Source organism: Flavobacterium indicum GPTSA100-9 = DSM 17447 (assembly GCF_000455605.1).
GTDB classification, from domain to species: Bacteria; Bacteroidota; Bacteroidia; order Flavobacteriales; family Flavobacteriaceae; genus Flavobacterium; species Flavobacterium indicum.
The window spans coordinates 2,892,222-2,909,991 of sequence record NC_017025.1 but is presented as its reverse complement, the minus strand read 5'-3'; the positions used below and the strand labels follow the sequence as shown (position 1 = coordinate 2,909,991).

The window sequence follows — 17,770 nt, the reverse complement described above, 5'->3', positions numbered from 1 at the left end:
AAAATGCATAAAGAAATTACGATTTTTAATGAAACTATTCTGCCGGGTGAAAGTAAAACCATTCACATGCAAATTGCCAAATTGCATACGATGACCGATTTACAAATCCCAATTATTGTAGAAAGAAGTAAATTAGACGGACCAACTGTTTTGTTTAGTGCAGGTTTGCATGGTGACGAAATTAATGGCACCGAAATCGTAAGACAGCTCATTGTACAAAAAATAAATAAACCGAAACGCGGAACCATTATTTGTATGCCCATTATTAATATTTTTGGTTTTGTGAATCAAACAAGAGAGTTTCCAGACGGGCGTGATTTAAATCGTGTTTTTCCAGGAAGTAAAACAGGTTCTTTAGCCAGTCGATTTGCTCATTATATTCTTCAAGAAATTATTCCTCATGTGGATTATGCTATTGATTTTCATGCAGGTGGAGCCCAACGATTTAATGCACCACAAATTAGAATTGTACCTAATAATCAAGAATTGAAAAAATTATCAGATGTATTTGGCGCACCGTTTACCTTGTATTCCAATCATATTTCTGGTTCATTTAGAACCTCATGTGATCATATGGGTACCAAAATGTTGTTGTTTGAGGGTGGAAAATCCTTAGACATGAATCAAAAAGTGACGGATGAAGCAATTGAAGGCTCTAAACGTTTTTTAAAGCATTTAAAAATGTTGGCAACCAAACACCAATCTATGGAGGCGCATGCAACTATTTATATAACAAAATCAGATTGGATTCGCGCCAATTTTTCAGGAATGTTTCATGGACTAAAAGCAATTGGAACATTTGTTAAGAAAGGAGAGTTACTGGCAACGATTTCTGATCCCTTTGGTAAAATAGAACACAAGGTTAAAGCGCCGCATGACGGTTATCTAATTAATGTTAACGATGCCCCTATTGTATATCAAGGAGATGCTATTTTCCATATTTCCAAAGAATTAGAATAAATTAACAAATAAATAAAAATTGTAACAATTAGTTAAACCTAACAATTATCATGTTTTTTTATTTTTCTGACTAATAGATTTGTCGAAATTTATTAGGTATGCAGTATTGGAAAAAATTAACCCCAGCACAACGACAACAACGTATAGATGAAGCCTTACAACAAAATGTAAATTTTGCAACCGATGCTTCTTTAGGATATCCTGCTTCACGATTAGATAGTAAAGTATTTTATGAAGAAGCTCCTTTTTTAAGAGACGCCCCAACAATAAGAACATATGTGGCCAATCCCAACAATATTGGATGCCATACATTAGGAACTTCTGAAGGTGCTTTTGGAGGAACGCAAGAAATAGAACGAGAAGTTTTAAATGTGCTTGCAGTTGATGTTTTTAAATCCCAACCCAATGAATATGATGGCTATATTGCACCAGGGGGAACAGAAGCCAACATTCAGGCTATTTGGGTTTTTAGAAATTACTTTTTTAATAAGCATCAAGCCCAATTAAATGAAATTGCCATTTTAGCTACAGAAGACACGCACTATTCCATTGCAAAAGCATCAAACTTATTGCAAATAGAATGGATTAGAATTGCTGTAGATTTCAATACTAGAGCCATTGATAAAGTTCAATTAGAACAAGTAGTAGTAGAGGCAAAAAACAGAGGTGTTCGCTATTTTATTGCTGTTTCTAATATGGGAACTACCATGTTTGGTTCGGTTGATAATCCAGAAGATTATATTTCGGTATTAGAAAAACACGAATTAAATTTTAAACTGCATATTGATGGTGCTTATGGTGGATTTGTTTACCCATTCAGCAACCAAGAATCTACCATTACATTTGATAATCCCAAAATAAGCTCCATAACTATTGATGCTCATAAAATGCTTCAAGCGCCTTATGGTACGGGAGTTTTTATTTGTAGAAAAGGGTTAATTGAAAACGTATTGACACAAGAGGCTGCTTATGTAGAAGGGATGGATGTTACCTTATGTGGTAGTCGTTCGGGTGCAAATGCGGTGGCGGTTTGGATGATTTTGTTCACCTATGGTCCTTATGCATGGTATGAAAAAATAAGTATTTTGATGATGCGAACTCAATTTTTAAGAAAAGAGTTGGATGCATTAGGTATAGAATATTACAGTTGTCCTTACATGAATATAGTAACAATAAAAGCTTCATTTATTCCAGATGAATTGGCACATAAATATACTTTAGTGCCTCAAGAACACAATGAAAATAATAAATGGTACAAAATTGTGCTAATGGATCACGTTGAAGTTGAACATTTGACTAATTTTATAGACGATTTAAAAGCGTCTAGAAATGGATAAAAAAACAATTAGAAAACAGTATAAGGAATTAAGACAACAGTTAAGTGAAGATGAGGTTGAAGAATTGAGTTTACAAATTGCCAATCAAATTATTTCGCTTGATATATGGGATAAAACGTATTTTCATCTTTTTTTGCCCATAGTGGAACAAAAAGAAGTCAATACTGAATATCTATTGCAAGTTTTAGCAGGAAGAGATAAAGAAATAGTGGTGTCTAAATCTGATTTTGAAACTAGAGAGATGACTCATTTTTTGTTAACAGCTAACACCAAGATAAAAAAGAATGAATACAATATTCCAGAACCTATAGACGGATTGGAAGTTCCTGTTTCAAAAATTGAGGTGGTTTTTGTTCCACTATTAGCATTTGATAAAATGGGAAATAGAGTAGGGTATGGAAAAGGATTTTATGATTTGTTTTTGTCTAATTGTAAACCAGAAACCTTAAAAATAGGCTTGTCTTTTTTTGAAGCAATAGAAGCTATTGATGCCGTAATTGATTCGGATGTGGCGTTAGATTTTTGTATAACACCCAACAAAATATATCAGTTTTAAAAGGAATAAAAGGGACAAAATTTAGGAAATAACCAATCGAAAATGCGAACATAGGTCGGAAATTTGGATTAAATTATGTAAGTTTGTTTTTCACTAAAAAATTAAACTATGTTACAAAGTATTCACTCTACCTTAGCCTATGTTGTGTTAGCAGCATTAGTAATTGCTATTGTTAATTCATTTTTAGGTTTATCATCTAAAAGAAATTTTGAGAAAAAAGATAGAAGTTTTGCCTTAATTGCTTTGATCTTTTCACACATTCAGTTAGTTGTAGGTTTGGCTTTATGGTTTACTTCTCCATTAGGAAAAGCGGCTATGAGCAATATGTCTGATGCAGCATTACGATTAACTGCTATGGAGCACCCTTTAATTAACATTATTGCACTTGTTTTAATTACAATGGGATGGTCTAAACATAAAAAAGAAGACAGTAGCAATGGTAAATTTAAGAAAATTGCCTATTTATATGCTATTGGATTAGTATTAATTTTATCTAGAATTCCTTGGAGTTTATGGTTTGCAAAATAGTGGTATAGTTTTTGTAAAAACTTGTTCCGTTTAACTGGAAAGCATGGCTTTCATAAAACAGAAGCATATGAAAAAAATAATATACTTTCTACCCTTATTGTTAGTCTTTTTTTATCAGAAAGATAAAATTAAAGCCGTACCCACACAACAAAAACCACTAGTTAAAGTTGTTGATACGATTAAGAAAGACACCAGTAAGGTTGAAAAATTAGAAATGTTTCATAAAGGAGCCCACGCGTCCTATTATGCTAATAAATTTAACGGAAGAAGAACAGCAAGTGGCGCTCGTTTTAATAACAATGACATGACTTGTGCACACAGAAAGTTACCCTTTGGGACGAAACTTAAAGTTACTGGGGTAAAAACCAAAAAAGTGGTTTATGTCACGGTTACTGATAGAGGTCCGTTTTCAAAAACGAAACATATTGATTTAACTCGAAAAGCTTTTATGGCCATTGCTCCAAAATCCTATGGAGGTCATATTGAAGTCGATTTAGAAATTGTAAAAAAATAAATAAAAGCCTTTTACCAAGTGGTAAAAGGCTTTTTACTTAAATAAGCATTGTAGTATCTTTCATCGGTGGTTACTTCTTCACCGAGCCAATTAGGTTTTTCAAAAATTTCATTTGAACTAGACAACTCAATTTCTGCCATTATTAGACCTCGGTTTTCGCCTTCAAAAACATCTACTTCGAAAACATGATTTCCTTTAGGGATTAAATAACGGGTTTTATCAATAACACCCGATTCACATAATTGAATTAATGCTCTGGCTTCTTCAATTCCAATTTCTTTTTCCCATTCAAATCTAGTGGTTCCTGTACTGTCGCCTTTTCCCTTAATAGTTATAAATCCTTTTTCGTTTTTAATTCGCACGCGAACAGTTCGTTCGGGATGACTGTTTAAATACCCTTGCACTATTTTTTGAGCTTGAGTAGCTTCTTGAATAAAAGCAGTTGAAGTTGTTAAAAATTTACGTTCTATTTCTTGCATTTTTTGACATCTTAAAAATCAAAAATACAATTTTAAACATATAAGTCATATAAGTTTTAATAGTCTTTTTGTTTCAAGTTTAAGATTTCAAGTTGCTAAGGTTCTCGAAGCCAATGTTGTTGAAATTTGTAAAAATCTCAAAAATTTGAGTTTAAAAAATTAATTTTTTCAGTAATTTGTACTTATGGAATCAGCACCACTTCGCAAAATAATTCATATTGATATGGATGCATTTTATGCCTCTGTAGAACAATTGGATAATCCTGAACTAAAAGGAAAACCAATTGCAGTAGGCGGAAGTGAAGTGCGTGGTGTGGTAAGTGCGGCCAGTTATGAAGCCAGAAAGTATGGGGTACGAAGTGCCATGAGTGGGGTGCAAGCTGCTAGATTGTGTCCTGAATTAACATTTGTCCGACCAAGATTTGACCGGTATAAAGAAATTTCCAAGCAAATTCGAGCTATTTTTTTAGAATATACGGATTTAGTTGAACCCTTGTCTTTAGATGAAGCTTATTTGGATGTAACCGAAAATAAAAAAGGAAATCCTAGTGCTACCTTAATTGCGAAAGAAATTAGACAAAAAATATTCGAAAAAACGGGTTTAACCGCTTCTGCTGGAATTTCAGTCAATAAATTTGTGGCTAAAATTGCCAGTGATTATAATAAGCCTAACGGACAAAAAACCGTAAATCCCGATGAGGTTGAAGCCTTTATTGAAGTACTAGATGTGAAGAAGTTTTATGGTATAGGAAAAGTAACGGCTGAAAAAATGTACCAATTGGGCATTTATACGGGTCTCGATTTAAAAAATAAAACCCTTGAGTATTTGGAACAACATTTTGGAAACAGCGGTCAGGCGTTTTACAACTTGTCCAGAGGTATTAGTTACAGTCAGGTAAAGCCAAATAGACAAATGAAATCTATTGGAGCTGAACGTACTTTTAATGAAAATTTGTCGTCAGAAATCTACATGGAAGAGCGGTTGGAAAATATCGCTTCCGAGATTGAACGACGAATTAAGAAATATAAAATTTCAGGAAAAACCATTACGTTAAAAATCAAATATTCCGATTTTACCCAACAAACTCGGAGTAAAACCTTGCCTTATTTCATTGCCGATAAAAGTTTGATTATGGAAACAGCCAAAGAGCTGCTCTACCAAGAACGTTTAAAAGATTCGGTTCGGTTATTAGGCATTTCTTTAAATAATTTAAACACCAATCAAAAGAAAAATGTAGTGGTGCAGTTAAGGTTTGAGTTTTAATTGATTATTTCTGTTTCAACATTAACTCGAACAGTATATTCAATTAATTGGCCACTTGAAGAAACTCCTTTTCCTCCCATAGCCTTTCCATATGTTTCAAATTCATTTCTATCAACAGAGAATTTTTCTTCATTTGCACTACTATTTGTCGAAATTTTCTTGATGGAACCAGTTTTAATTCCAGCACTTTTTGCTAATCGATTAGTAATGTCAATTGCATCTTTAACTGCTAAATCTTGAGCTTCTTTAATAAGTTCTTCGGAATTTGTATTAAAATAAGATATAGTTTGTATTTTATTAAATTTTGTTTTCAACAATTCTTCTGTTAAATCTTGCATTTTATTTAAATCCAAAAGTGTAAATATTATTTTTTGAGTTGATTCAAATCCTTGAAAAACTTCTTTGTTTAATTTGGAATCCCATTTATAGGATTTATTTGTTGCAATTAAACTTGTTTTTATTTTTGTTGAATCCAACACGTATTTTTTTAAAATTGTTTTAACTACTTTTAAAGTGTTTTGATTATCATTAACAGCTTCTCTTAGCGTAGGTTTAACATGGTTAAGTTCAATAGTAATATTTGCTGCATTTGGAAAAGTAGAGGTTTTACCTAAACCATTTACTAAAATAGAATTTTGAGCATATGCAAATGGAATAGTTAGTAGCAAAAAAAATATTAGTTTTCTCATTTCTCTTTTTTATTAATAACTAAGTTTTTTTTAATTTATTGTATAAAAAAATTACTAATTGTAAACTCACTAATTTCAACTATATTTGCAGATTAGATAAGAACGTAACTCAATATATTTGAAATTTTTAAGGAAGAAAAAATAAATTTCGAAAATTGGGTTTGAATTTTGAAGTTGAAATTGACTATGAAACACATTAGAAATTTTTGCATTATTGCACATATTGACCACGGGAAAAGTACATTGGCCGACCGTCTTTTGGGGGCTACACAAACCGTTACAGCTCGTGAAGAAAAAGCACAATTACTTGACAATATGGACTTGGAGCGTGAACGTGGAATTACCATTAAAAGTCACGCTATCCAAATGGAATATACCTATAAAGGAGAACAATATATTTTAAATTTGATTGACACTCCAGGGCACGTTGACTTCTCTTATGAAGTTTCTCGTTCTATTGCCGCTTGTGAAGGAGCTTTGTTAATTGTGGATGCGGCACAAAGTATTCAAGCACAAACAATTTCTAATTTATATTTAGCATTAGAAAACGACTTAGAAATTATTCCTGTATTAAATAAAGTAGATTTACCTTCTGCCAACCCAGAAGAAGTGAGTGATGATATTATTGATTTACTAGGATGTGATTTAGAAGATATTATACATGCTTCTGGTAAAACGGGTTTTGGTGTAGACAAAATTTTAGAAGCAATTGTTGAAAAAATTCCCGCTCCAAAAGGGGAAAAAGAGGAACCATTACAAGCCTTGATTTTCGACTCACATTATAATCCTTTCCGTGGAATTGAGGTAATTTTCCGTGTTGTAAACGGTGAAATTAAAAAAGGCCAGAAAATTAAATTCATGGCTACGGGTAAAGAATACTATGCAGATGAAGTTGGGACATTGAAATTAAATCAGGTGCCAAAAAGTGTGGTTTCAACGGGTGATGTAGGGTATTTAATTTCGGGTATCAAAGAAGCAAAAGAAGTTAAAGTAGGTGATACTATTACAGATGCTGCTAACCCAACCAAAAATATGGTTTCTGGATTTGAAGATGTGAAACCAATGGTATTTGCAGGAATTTATCCGGTCGATACAGAAGATTATGAAGAATTAAGAGCTTCAATGGAAAAATTGCAGTTGAATGATGCTTCATTAGTTTTTGCTGCTGAAAGTTCGGCGGCTTTAGGATTTGGTTTCCGATGTGGATTCTTAGGGATGTTACACATGGAAATTATTCAAGAGCGTTTGGAACGTGAATTCAACATGACAGTGATCACTACAGTTCCCAACGTATCCTATTTGGCTTATACGAAAAAAGAACCAGATACACCTATCATTGTTAACAACCCAAGTGATTTACCTGATGCAACTAAATTAGACCGTGTTGAGGAGCCTTATATCAAGGCAACTATCATTACGAAGTCAGATTTCGTTGGAAACGTAATGAGTTTGTGTATTGAAAAACGCGGACAAATTACAAATCAAACTTATTTAACACCTGAACGTGTTGAGTTGAATTTTGACATGCCTTTAGCGGAAATTGTATTTGATTTCTATGATCGATTAAAAACCGTATCAAAAGGTTATGCCTCTTTTGATTACCATCCAATTGGTATGCGCGAATCAAAATTAGTAAAAATGGACATCTTGTTAAATGCGAATCAATTAGATGCTTTATCGGCATTAATTCACGCAGATAACGCTTATAGTATTGGAAAGAAAATGTGTGAGAAATTAAAAGAATTAATTCCACGTCAACAATTTGAAATTCCAATTCAAGCTTCTATTGGTGCCAAAATTATCGCTAGAGAAACGATTAAAGCCTTACGTAAAGATGTAACAGCCAAATGTTATGGAGGAGATATTTCTCGTAAACGTAAATTGTTAGAAAAACAAAAGAAAGGAAAGAAACGTATGCGTCAAGTAGGTAATGTAGAAATTCCTCAAGAAGCATTCATGGCGGTTCTAAAACTTAACGATTAATTAAGAATTTAACAATATTTATAAAAACACTTCAAAGAATTTATTTTTTTGAAGTGTTTTTCTTTTTTACTTGGCTTTTTTTGTTATTTTTAAGCAACCAAAACGCCCCAAAGCTAACTATATGAGATTATTATTATTTTTAAGTACGTTGTTTTTTTTACCAGCCTATTCTCAAACAATTACGGTTGATAACACTACAAATTCTCCTGCACAATTGGTTAATTTGTTGCTCGGGAATTCGTGTGTTGAGGTGTCAAATATTTCCATTTCATCGCCTCAATCCGTCGCCTATTTTAACCGAAATGGCTCTACTTTTCCAATTAATGAAGGGATTGTTATTAGAAATGGAGCCGTAATAAATACCCAAGGTTTATATTCGAATACCAATTTAAGTACGCAGATTAATACCAATGGCGACCCTTATCTGCAAACATTAAGTAATGCAAGTGGTCAAACAGCTCCCATAACGGATGTAGCATTTTTAGAATTTGATTTCATTCCGTTATCCAGTAATTTTAGTTTTGATTTTTTATTCGCATCAAATGAATACGGTCAATACCAATGTGGATTTAGTGATGTTTTTGCTTTTGTACTTACTAATTTAAGTACAGGAACTACAACTAATTTAGCAGTTATACCAGGAACTTCTACTCCTGTTACAGTTAAAGATATTCGAAATTCAGCTTACAATGGAAGTTGTCAATCGGCCAATCCAGGTTTTTTTGGTGTATATAATGTCAATAATCCTGCAACATCTACATTAAACATGCGAGGACATACAATTGTGATGAATGCTTCCTCAGTTGTAGTTCCTAATACACCTTATAAAATAAGACTTGTAATAGGGGATTATAATGATTCAGGTTATGATTCTGCGGTTTTCTTAGCGGCAGGGAGTTTTACAACAAATTTAGATTTGGGTCCTGATCAAAATATTTGTTTGGGTGATGAAGCTGTTTTAAACACAAACCTTGATAACACCTACACTTATACATGGTATCAAAACAGTACTGTTCTGCCTGGTGAGACAAATCCAACATATACTGTAACGGCACCAGGAACATATACTGTAGAAGCAGTGAAAGGATCGTGTTTTATTACAGATACTGTTGAATTTACCAATTTAAACGTTACCAACCCTATTAATTTACAAACGTGTAATACGGGTGCGGCTTCCTATATTTTTGATTTAACGACAAATAATGAAACACAACTTGGGATTGATACTGCAATTTATAATGTGTTCTACTATTTAAGTGCTGCAGATGCATCGGCGAATAACCCAATTGCTTCTCCAGCAAATTTTTCAACTGTATCGGGGCAAACCATATATGTGAAACTATTTAATACACTTACTGGAAATTTTTGTGATGCAGTATATACATTTGATTTAATTATTAATAATGCTGTAACGGCTACTCAACCCGCTAATGTTTCTTTATGCGAATCTTCAGGAGGTTCGGGGACAAATTATGGATTAGGAGTTTTAGATACACAAGTATTAAATGGACAATCGCCACTAAATTATACAATTACTTATTATGCAACTGCAGCTGATGCAGCTTCAGGAAATAATCCCATTACTGTAGTTAATATCCCTAACGGTACAACTACAATTACTGTTTATATTCGAATACAAGACAATGCCAATCCAGCATGTTTTGATACAACTACAGTAACAATCACTGTAAATCCGTTACCTACTGTTGATGTATTACCGAACCAAACCGAATGTACTGATTTTGTAGTTCCGGTACTAACTAACGGTACAGTATATTCTGGACCCAACGGAACAGGAACGCAATACAATGCTGGAGATATAATTACAGATGATGGAACCTATTATATTTTCATAGGTCCAGATGCTAATGGATGTACGAATGAATCGCAGTTTAATGTAACTATGATTGATGAATATGTACCGTCACTAGACAATTGTGGTCAGTTTACAGTGCCAACTCCACCTGAAAATATTGGTGCTTTTTTTACCGCACCCGGTGGACCTTCGGGGACTGGAACATTAATTCCTACAGGGACTGTTTACAGTAATACAGGTGCTTCAACCATTACACAAGATATCTATTATTATGCAGAAGTAAACGGAGTGTTTTGTAGGGATCAATTATTTACAATTTATATACACCCACAACCATTAATTGATTTAGTTGATGATGTCACAACTTGTGATTCTTATGTGTTACAACCTTTAACCAATGGAACCTATAATACAGCTTCTGATGGATCGGGAACTACTTTAAATGCGGGTGATGTTATTAGTGTAAATGGGCCCAATTTTCCAGGCATCTATTATGTGGTGAATGCAGCCTCTCATACCACAAGCCAAGGAACTCCAGGAGCTTGTTTGTTGAATGATCCTTTTGTTGTAAATTTAGTAGATACTTCTCAATTTACTGCAATTAATCAATGTGGAGGATATGTATTACCTTCCATTGCTTTTGGAGGTTATTTTACGGCTCCGTTCGGTGGGGGCACGCCAGTTGATCCAACCATTCCAATAACCACTTCACAAATCGTTTATTATTATGCGAATACCACTACTTTGCCTAATTGTACAAATAATTTAAATTACAATATTACAATTTACCCATTACCTACTATGGATCCTAATCCAAGTGGAGTATATTGTGGACAATATGTTTTACCTGCTTTGACAAATGGTGGAAAATATTATACATTATCTGGTGGGCCCGGTGTTCCAGGACAAGTGCAACTTTTTCCGGGACAAATTATTGATTTAACCACATTAAATTTAAGTCCAGGAACGTATTATATGTATTATGGTCCAGATGGAAATAATTGCACGCAAGAACAAGCTTTTACCATTAATTTAAACCCTTATCCTCCAGCCGATGGCGTTATTGATCGATTTGAATGTAATCCGTATTCAATTGCAACGCCTGTAAACGGAACTATTTATACAGCTCCAGGCGGACCATCAGGAGGAGGAAGTATTGTAAATGCATCACAAACATTTTCTTCTACTCAAACATTTTATTTATACAATATAGATACAACTACAGGTTGTTTTATAGACAAACCATTTACCGTTACGTATAGTGGAATCAATTTACCGAATTACCAAAACGAATCACATTGTGAATATGAAAATTTCCAATTACCGGCACTTACACATGTTGCACCAACACCAGAAAATTATACCATAGGCTATTTCTATGACCAAGCAGGAACAATGCCTGTACCTAATGGAACTATATTTAACACGCCAAATACAACCACAACGATTTGGGTCGTGGCTCAAAACGGAGATCGAATTACATGTAATGCATCGGATAGTTTTGATGTAATTATTTCTGAAACGCCAAATTTAGCAACGTTAGGATTGGTGTTTGATAATGAAGAATGTGGCAGTTATGTGTTACCAACCTTACCAACCGTTCCGTATACTATTGGGTATTTTTCTCAACCCAATGGTGTGGGGCCTATTACAAATTTAACTATTGCAAATACAACAGGAAGTCCAGAAACGTACACTTATTATGTATATGCAACAGCAACTAATAATGCCAATTGTAATGACGAACAAGCATTTACATTTACCGTTTATCCGTTGTTAAATTTTCCAATAAATGATGGCTTTATTTGTGTAGACCCAACTACCAATCAAGTGTTACAATCGTATACTATTTCGACCGGATTAAATCCTGCAATTTATACTGTCAATTGGTATTTAAACGGCACATTAATGGGTACTGGTCCTAATTATACTGCAACACAAGCAGGTACGTATGATGTAGAATTTATTAAATTAATACCAGATTCTGGTCCTAATTGTAATTATAGTAATACAACCTTTACCGTTACCCAATCTGGACCAGCAATTGCTACCTATGAAGTGAGTAATGCATTTGATTTAAGTACCTTTATTACTGTAAATATAACAGGAGGATTTGGTCAATATTCATATCAATTAGAATATCCAGATGGGAATTTTGGAGCTGTTCAAACGAGTAATCAATTTACCAATCTAGAATCAGGAATTTATTTTGTTCATATATATGATTCTTTGGCAGGTTGTTCACCTTCGTTAGTTGGTCCAATACATATTATTAATTATCCAAATTATTTCACACCAAATGGAGACGGTGTAAACGACCGTTGGAATATTTGGGATTTTAGCCATCAAGAAGATGCACTCATTTCAATTTTTGATCGCTATGGAAAATTTATTAAACAGATTTCTCCAGCAGGAGAAGGATGGGACGGCAACTACAATGGTAAAGAATTACCTTCAACGGATTATTGGTTTACCATAGAATATACCACACCTAAAAATGAAAAAGCTATTTTTAAATCGCATTTTTCATTAAAGAGGTAATATATAAAAGGAAGCCAAATGGCTTCCTTTTCTTATAAAATTAATTATTATCTTCTTTTTTCTCTTTGTTTAATAAATTTGGATCTTCTTTAGCCAATTTGTTTTTGGTTGGTAATTTGTAGTTTAGTGTAAATCCAAAGCGTCTTGTGTCAGATTTATTTTCTAAATAAACGGGAGTGCCAATAGAACTAAAATTACTTTCGTTTGTGTTCAATACATCATCGGCAAATAGGGAAATGGTTAGTTGTTCGTTTAAGAATTTTTTTGAAAAACTAAAATCTAAACTGTGGTTTAATGGCTTTTCAATATAAAAATAGTAGTTGTTTCCACCAGAAGTTAAATAACTATAATTTGTAACAAATTTGATGTCTTTGGGTAGAATAATTTGCGACATGAAATTAAAAATCCAAAAACCATTGGTTTCAAAGTCGGGTAATTCTTGTACTTGATAACCCGCATACATATACAAAAAATTTATTTTATCTGGATTGAAATCAAATTTCATGGTTTCTGCTAATCCTTTAGTAAAAAGCATATAAGGTAAAGGTAAACCAATGTTAAAATTATGGATTTTAATTTGTGATACATTAATTGACGTATTAAACATACTGTTGTTATTTTCAGAAATTCGATTCACCACCTGATTGTTTGCAATACTTACATTATAACCAACATAAGCATAATCAAAGGCACTTATTTTTACTTCGTAATTATCATAAATTGTAGGTTGTAAATTTGGATTTCCTGCATAGCTTACATTTTGATTTTGATACGTAGTATTATTTGGATTTAATGCGGAGGTACTTGGCAAGGCTATTTTTTTATTATAGTTCATGTTCAAGAAAATTTGAGGCATGAAATTATATTGCAAACTTGCATTAGGAAAAAACTTGAACTGATTAAACGGAATTAAAGGTGTTGTATTGGTGTTTCCTTTTATTAAATAATCTTCCGTTCTTCCTCCAACAATAAAATCGAATTTGTTCCACTTTGCTTGAAATTCTAAATAGGTAGCTGCAGTTCTTCTACTATAGTTTAAATTCGTTATATTTTGACTTTTTGTATTAAAATGTAATTCATCATATAAGGTTCCCACGCTTACTTTGCCTTCATCTAGAATTTTAATAGGTTGTGAAAAATCGATTTTAAAGTTATAATAATCTTGATTTGAAGTATTGTCTAAAAGAGCTAGGTTGTTTAATCTAGATCTAAAATTAAAATCGGAATGATTGTTAGTATAATTAAAAAGGAAATCCAGTTTTTTATTCTTATCATTAAATCTTTTTTGATACGTCCATGCAGCACTTTGTCTGAAATATTTTGTGTTTGATAAATCATCCGAATTAAAATTGAATCCTTCTCCCGAAGTGTAACTGGTGTTGTTGTTGTAATTGACATCATAATTCAGAATCATTCGATCCTTTTTAAAGTCAAAAGTTAAAGCTGTTTTGGCATAATTACCTCTTATATAACGATCGGCAAGTGTATTAGAAAGTAAAGTGGTTGTTGTGCTTTTATTTTCTACTTTATTCCATTGTGCTGCTTCTCGATAATTTTGTCCAACATTGAATTGCCAAGCAAAATACTTGTTTCTAGCATTTAGTAAAATACTATTATTAGTGCGTAAACGAAAATCATTGTAATTTGTAAAATTTGAACTATTCGTATAGGTAGCACTAAGGTATTTTTTTGCATTTTTGCTTGTAATAATATTTAAAATCGCACCTCCAGAAGTGGCTGGAAATTCGGCGCCAGGTTGTGTAATAATTTCAATACGTTCCACAGAATTAGCCGGCATGCCCTCTAAAAATGCAGTTAATTCATTTGATGAAATATTTAAAGGTCTACTGTCTAGATACACATCTAATAATTTACCTTGGTACATCATTCCGGCTACATCAGAAGCAATTAACCCAGGTAATTTTTTTAATCCCTCCATTACTGTTCCTGAATTTAAATGTGATTGGGAAGCGAAATCGAAAATAGTACGATCAGCTTTGTGTTCTATTGCTTTTTTTGTTTTAACCACTTTAATTTCTTCAATTTGTTTATCAGTAGAAGGGGTGTTTTTGTTTTGTCCTATTGTTGGATAGGAAAGGAGCGTGAAAAGTAATAAGAAGCTTTTTTTCATGTGTTTGGATTCGTATTTGCGTGTGTTGTTTGTTAAGTATTTTGTTACAAATATATGAATTTTTTTATGAAATGAGCTACTTGTTTTCTAGCCCTGATGGAAGCAAACTACCGTGTAGTGCGGACAGCAGGAGATGAAGTGAAGCATAAGATGAGGTGGTGCTCCAAAAAAAAAGGAAGCCATTTTAGCTTCCTTTAGTATTATTCTACTTCTGACACACGCAAGGTGTTTACCATACCTTTATTTGCAATTGGCATGGCGGCTAGGTTAATGACCATGTCGCCTTTTTTTACATACTTGCGTTCTTTGCAGATGGCATTAATATCTTCAATGGTATCATCTGTGCTTACAAATTTATCGTAATAAAATGCACGCACACCCCATAATAAGTTTAATTGAGTTAAAATACGTTTATTTGAAGTAAACACTAAAATGTGTGATTTTGGTCGCCAAGCCGAAATTTGAAATGCGGTATAGCCACTATTTGTTAAAGTGGTAATGGCTTTGGCATTGATATCATCTGCCATTAACGCAGCATGAAAACAAACCGATTTAGTGATAAAACGATTGTTTCTAATATTAGGTGCTATGTGAGGCACTTGTATTAGTGATGAATCTTCTACACTTTCAATAATACTGGTCATGGTTTCAATAACTTGAACAGGATAATTCCCTACAGAAGTTTCCCCAGAAAGCATCACTGCATCTGCACCATCCATTACAGAATTGGCAACGTCGTTTACTTCTGCTCTTGTTGGAGTTAAACTGGTAATCATGGTTTCCATCATTTGAGTTGCCACAATTACAGGGATACGAGCGGTTTTAGCTTTTAAAATTAATTTCTTTTGAATTAAAGGAACTTCTTGCGCCGGAACTTCTACACCTAAGTCGCCACGAGCAACCATTAAACCATCACAGTTTATAACAATTTTATCGATGTTTTCTACCGCTTCTGGTTTTTCAATTTTTGCCACAATTGGAATTTTATGGCTAGAATGTTGCGCAATTAAGTCTTTAAGATCTTGTAAATCTTCTGGAGTTCTAACAAAGGAAAGCGCAATCCAATCTACTTCATTTTCAATAGCAAAAACAGCATCTTTAATATCTTTTTGTGTTAAAGCAGGTAAAGAAACTTTGGTATTTGGTAGGTTTACTCCTTTTTTTGATTTTAAAGGTCCACCTTGAACAACTTCCGCTTTAACTTCTGTTTTCTTATCGGTTTCTATTACTTTAAAAATAAGTTTTCCATCGTCTAATAATATACGTTCACCAGGATTTACATCTGAAGGAAATTCTTTGTAATTCATGTAAACTCTTTCAGCTGTTCCTAGAATGTCTTCAGCAGTAGTGAAAGTGATAATGTCTCCTTTAGAAACAATTACATCTTCTTTCATTACGCCAACACGTAACTTTGGACCTTGTAAATCAGCAAGTATAGAAGTAGTATAACCAAATTCTTTATTTAATTCTCTTATAATGTCTATTTTTTCTTTTACATCTGTATAATCTGCATGAGAAAAGTTAATTCTAAACACATTTACACCGGCATCAATCATGTTTTTCATTACTTCTTTTGTGCTGCATGCTGGTCCTAACGTGGCAACAATTTTTGTTTTTTTACTGGTATGCATTTTTTTAAAAAATTAAATTGTTTATCGATTTAATATTGTCAATATCAACAATATAACTGGTTGATATTTGGTTTATTTTGGTCAAGTTTTCAATAACTTTTTGTGTGTTGAATCGTTCGTCTAGATTTTCAATCTTTAATAAGTAATCTGCTTTTTTTAATTCAGGAATCAAATGAAAAGTTATTTGATCCTCATTAAATAATCCAACAGGTGTGTTTGAATTAGCAACAAATGTTTTATTTGATAACAAATTCCAGCTTAAATCATGTTTACAATCATCGAAATAAAACCAAGAAAAATAACCAATTCCATTTGTAGATTGAATAGAAACTTCTTTACTATTTTTACTTAAGGAGAGTTCTAAATTTTTATTGATTAAATAAGCTAATTTAAAATCTTCAACTGTCGAATGAATGGCAATAAGCTCAAAATCGCTTGAGTAAAAATCATCAATTGTTAATTTTAAATTCGCCATTGATTTTAAATTGTTAGTAAAGATAGAATATAAAACTGTGAAAAAGTAAAAAAAATTGATTATCAAATTATTAAAAACGAAACTAAAACGTTTTAGTTGATAAAAAGTTAATTGTTTTTTCTGGAAATTTTTTCTTGAAAAACAAAATAGGCACGTTTTGCTGCCGTTTCTTCTGCCTTTTTCTTTGAAGTTGCACGAGCTTTACATACTACTTTTTCGTCTATGTAAAGTTTAACTCCGAAAAATTTCATGCCTTCTTTACCGTTGTCTTCATAAACATCAAACTTAAACGATTTTTTTTCTTTTTGGCACCATTCAATAATTAAACTTTTGTAACTGATTACTTTGCCTTCTAATTTAGCAATATCAACATAAGGTTTAATGATTTTATTATGGATGAATTTTTCGCAATACGTATAACCTCTGTCTAAATAAATTGCACCAATAAAAGCTTCAAAAATATTACCATGGATGTTTTCTCCAAAATGTTGGGGATTGACTTTACTCTCAACAAATTGAATTAAATTGAAATCGCGTCCTAATTCATTTAAGTGTTCTCTACTTACAATTTTAGAGCGCATTTTGGTTAGATATCCTTCATCACCAGATGGGACTTCATTGTATAAATGAGCAGCAATTACACTCCCCAGCATGGCATCTCCTAAAAATTCTAAACGCTCGTAGCTAATTTGATTTCCTTTATCGTCTAATTTATTAGCAGAACGATGGGTAAATGCCTTTTCGTAATATCTCAAAGTAGTGGGCTTGAAGCCTAATATTGTATGAATTTTATCAAAAAAAACCCCGTCTTGATCTGAAGAAGGGGATTTTTTTAATATTTTTTTTATGATGCGACGCATGTAAAT

General features: G+C 32.8%; 14 protein-coding genes. 8 read left to right on the top strand and 6 right to left on the bottom strand.

All coding sequences use genetic code 11. From position 1 onward, the window contains the following. Positions 1-3 precede the first annotated feature (3 nt). The 5 genes from KQS_RS13505 to KQS_RS13485 all read left to right on the top strand — a co-directional run bounded on the left by KQS_RS13505 (position 4) and on the right by KQS_RS13485 (position 3,895). Entirely contained in the window at positions 4-960 is a 957-nt protein-coding gene (locus KQS_RS13505; protein ID WP_014389732.1) for a succinylglutamate desuccinylase/aspartoacylase family protein, read from the top strand. A 98-nt stretch (positions 961-1,058) separates the two neighbouring features. Then, entirely contained in the window at positions 1,059-2,297 is a 1,239-nt protein-coding gene (locus KQS_RS13500) for a pyridoxal phosphate-dependent decarboxylase family protein (RefSeq protein WP_014389731.1), read from the top strand. Further along, a complete protein-coding gene (locus KQS_RS13495; RefSeq protein ID WP_014389730.1) occupies positions 2,290-2,853 on the top strand; it encodes a 5-formyltetrahydrofolate cyclo-ligase in 564 nt (187 codons plus the stop codon). Before KQS_RS13500 ends, KQS_RS13495 begins: the two co-directional genes overlap by 8 nt. A 108-nt stretch (positions 2,854-2,961) precedes the next feature. After that, positions 2,962-3,381 carry a hypothetical protein gene (locus tag KQS_RS13490; protein ID WP_014389729.1) on the top strand — a complete coding sequence of 140 codons (420 nt, stop codon included), beginning with the start codon at positions 2,962-2,964 and terminating at the stop codon, positions 3,379-3,381. Between the two features lie 67 nt (positions 3,382-3,448). Then, a complete protein-coding gene (locus tag KQS_RS13485; RefSeq protein ID WP_014389728.1) occupies positions 3,449-3,895 on the top strand; it encodes a septal ring lytic transglycosylase RlpA family protein in 447 nt (148 codons plus the stop codon). A gap of 11 nt (positions 3,896-3,906) precedes the next feature. Here the strand turns inward: KQS_RS13485 and KQS_RS13480 are convergent, their stop codons facing one another. Then, entirely contained in the window at positions 3,907-4,374 is a 468-nt protein-coding gene (locus KQS_RS13480) for a CYTH domain-containing protein (RefSeq protein ID WP_014389727.1), read from the bottom strand. A gap of 184 nt (positions 4,375-4,558) precedes the next feature. Here KQS_RS13480 and dinB point away from each other — a divergent pair, with 184 nt between their 5' ends. Beyond that, positions 4,559-5,638, top strand: coding sequence for a DNA polymerase IV (dinB, locus tag KQS_RS13475; RefSeq protein WP_014389726.1), 1,080 nt, complete (start codon positions 4,559-4,561; stop codon positions 5,636-5,638). On the opposite strand, the gene KQS_RS13470 is transcribed toward dinB, so the two are convergent. Beyond that, on the bottom strand, positions 5,635-6,327 hold the full coding sequence (locus KQS_RS13470) for an SIMPL domain-containing protein (protein ID WP_014389725.1): 693 nt from the start codon (positions 6,325-6,327) through the stop codon (positions 5,635-5,637). The genes dinB and KQS_RS13470 overlap by 4 nt on opposite strands. Before the next feature lie 186 nt (positions 6,328-6,513). Between KQS_RS13470 and lepA the strand changes: the two genes are divergently transcribed. Together lepA and KQS_RS13460 are read left to right on the top strand one after the other, a co-directional pair. Beyond that, positions 6,514-8,310 carry a translation elongation factor 4 gene (lepA, locus tag KQS_RS13465; protein ID WP_014389724.1) on the top strand — a complete coding sequence of 599 codons (1,797 nt, stop codon included), beginning with the start codon at positions 6,514-6,516 and terminating at the stop codon, positions 8,308-8,310. 121 nt (positions 8,311-8,431) lie between these two features. Further along, positions 8,432-12,667 carry a T9SS type B sorting domain-containing protein gene (locus tag KQS_RS13460; RefSeq protein ID WP_014389723.1) on the top strand — a complete coding sequence of 1,412 codons (4,236 nt, stop codon included), beginning with the start codon at positions 8,432-8,434 and terminating at the stop codon, positions 12,665-12,667. Positions 12,668-12,707: 40 nt separating this feature from the next. Here KQS_RS13460 and KQS_RS13455 read toward each other — a convergent pair whose 3' ends face one another. From KQS_RS13455 to rnc, 4 genes are all read right to left on the bottom strand, one after another. Then, positions 12,708-14,798 carry an outer membrane beta-barrel family protein gene (locus tag KQS_RS13455; protein WP_014389722.1) on the bottom strand — a complete coding sequence of 697 codons (2,091 nt, stop codon included), beginning with the start codon at positions 14,796-14,798 and terminating at the stop codon, positions 12,708-12,710. 200 nt (positions 14,799-14,998) lie between these two features. Further along, positions 14,999-16,429 (bottom strand): pyruvate kinase, encoded by a 1,431-nt coding sequence (pyk, locus tag KQS_RS13450; RefSeq protein ID WP_014389721.1) that lies wholly within the window; start codon positions 16,427-16,429, stop codon positions 14,999-15,001. Positions 16,430-16,433: 4 nt separating this feature from the next. Continuing rightward, a complete protein-coding gene (locus KQS_RS13445) occupies positions 16,434-16,904 on the bottom strand; it encodes an IPExxxVDY family protein (RefSeq protein WP_014389720.1) in 471 nt (156 codons plus the stop codon). 107 nt (positions 16,905-17,011) lie between these two features. Then, positions 17,012-17,764: a ribonuclease III gene (gene rnc, locus KQS_RS13440; RefSeq protein WP_014389719.1), complete on the bottom strand. Its 753-nt coding sequence runs from the start codon at positions 17,762-17,764 to the stop codon at positions 17,012-17,014. Between the last annotated feature and the right edge of the window lie 6 nt (positions 17,765-17,770).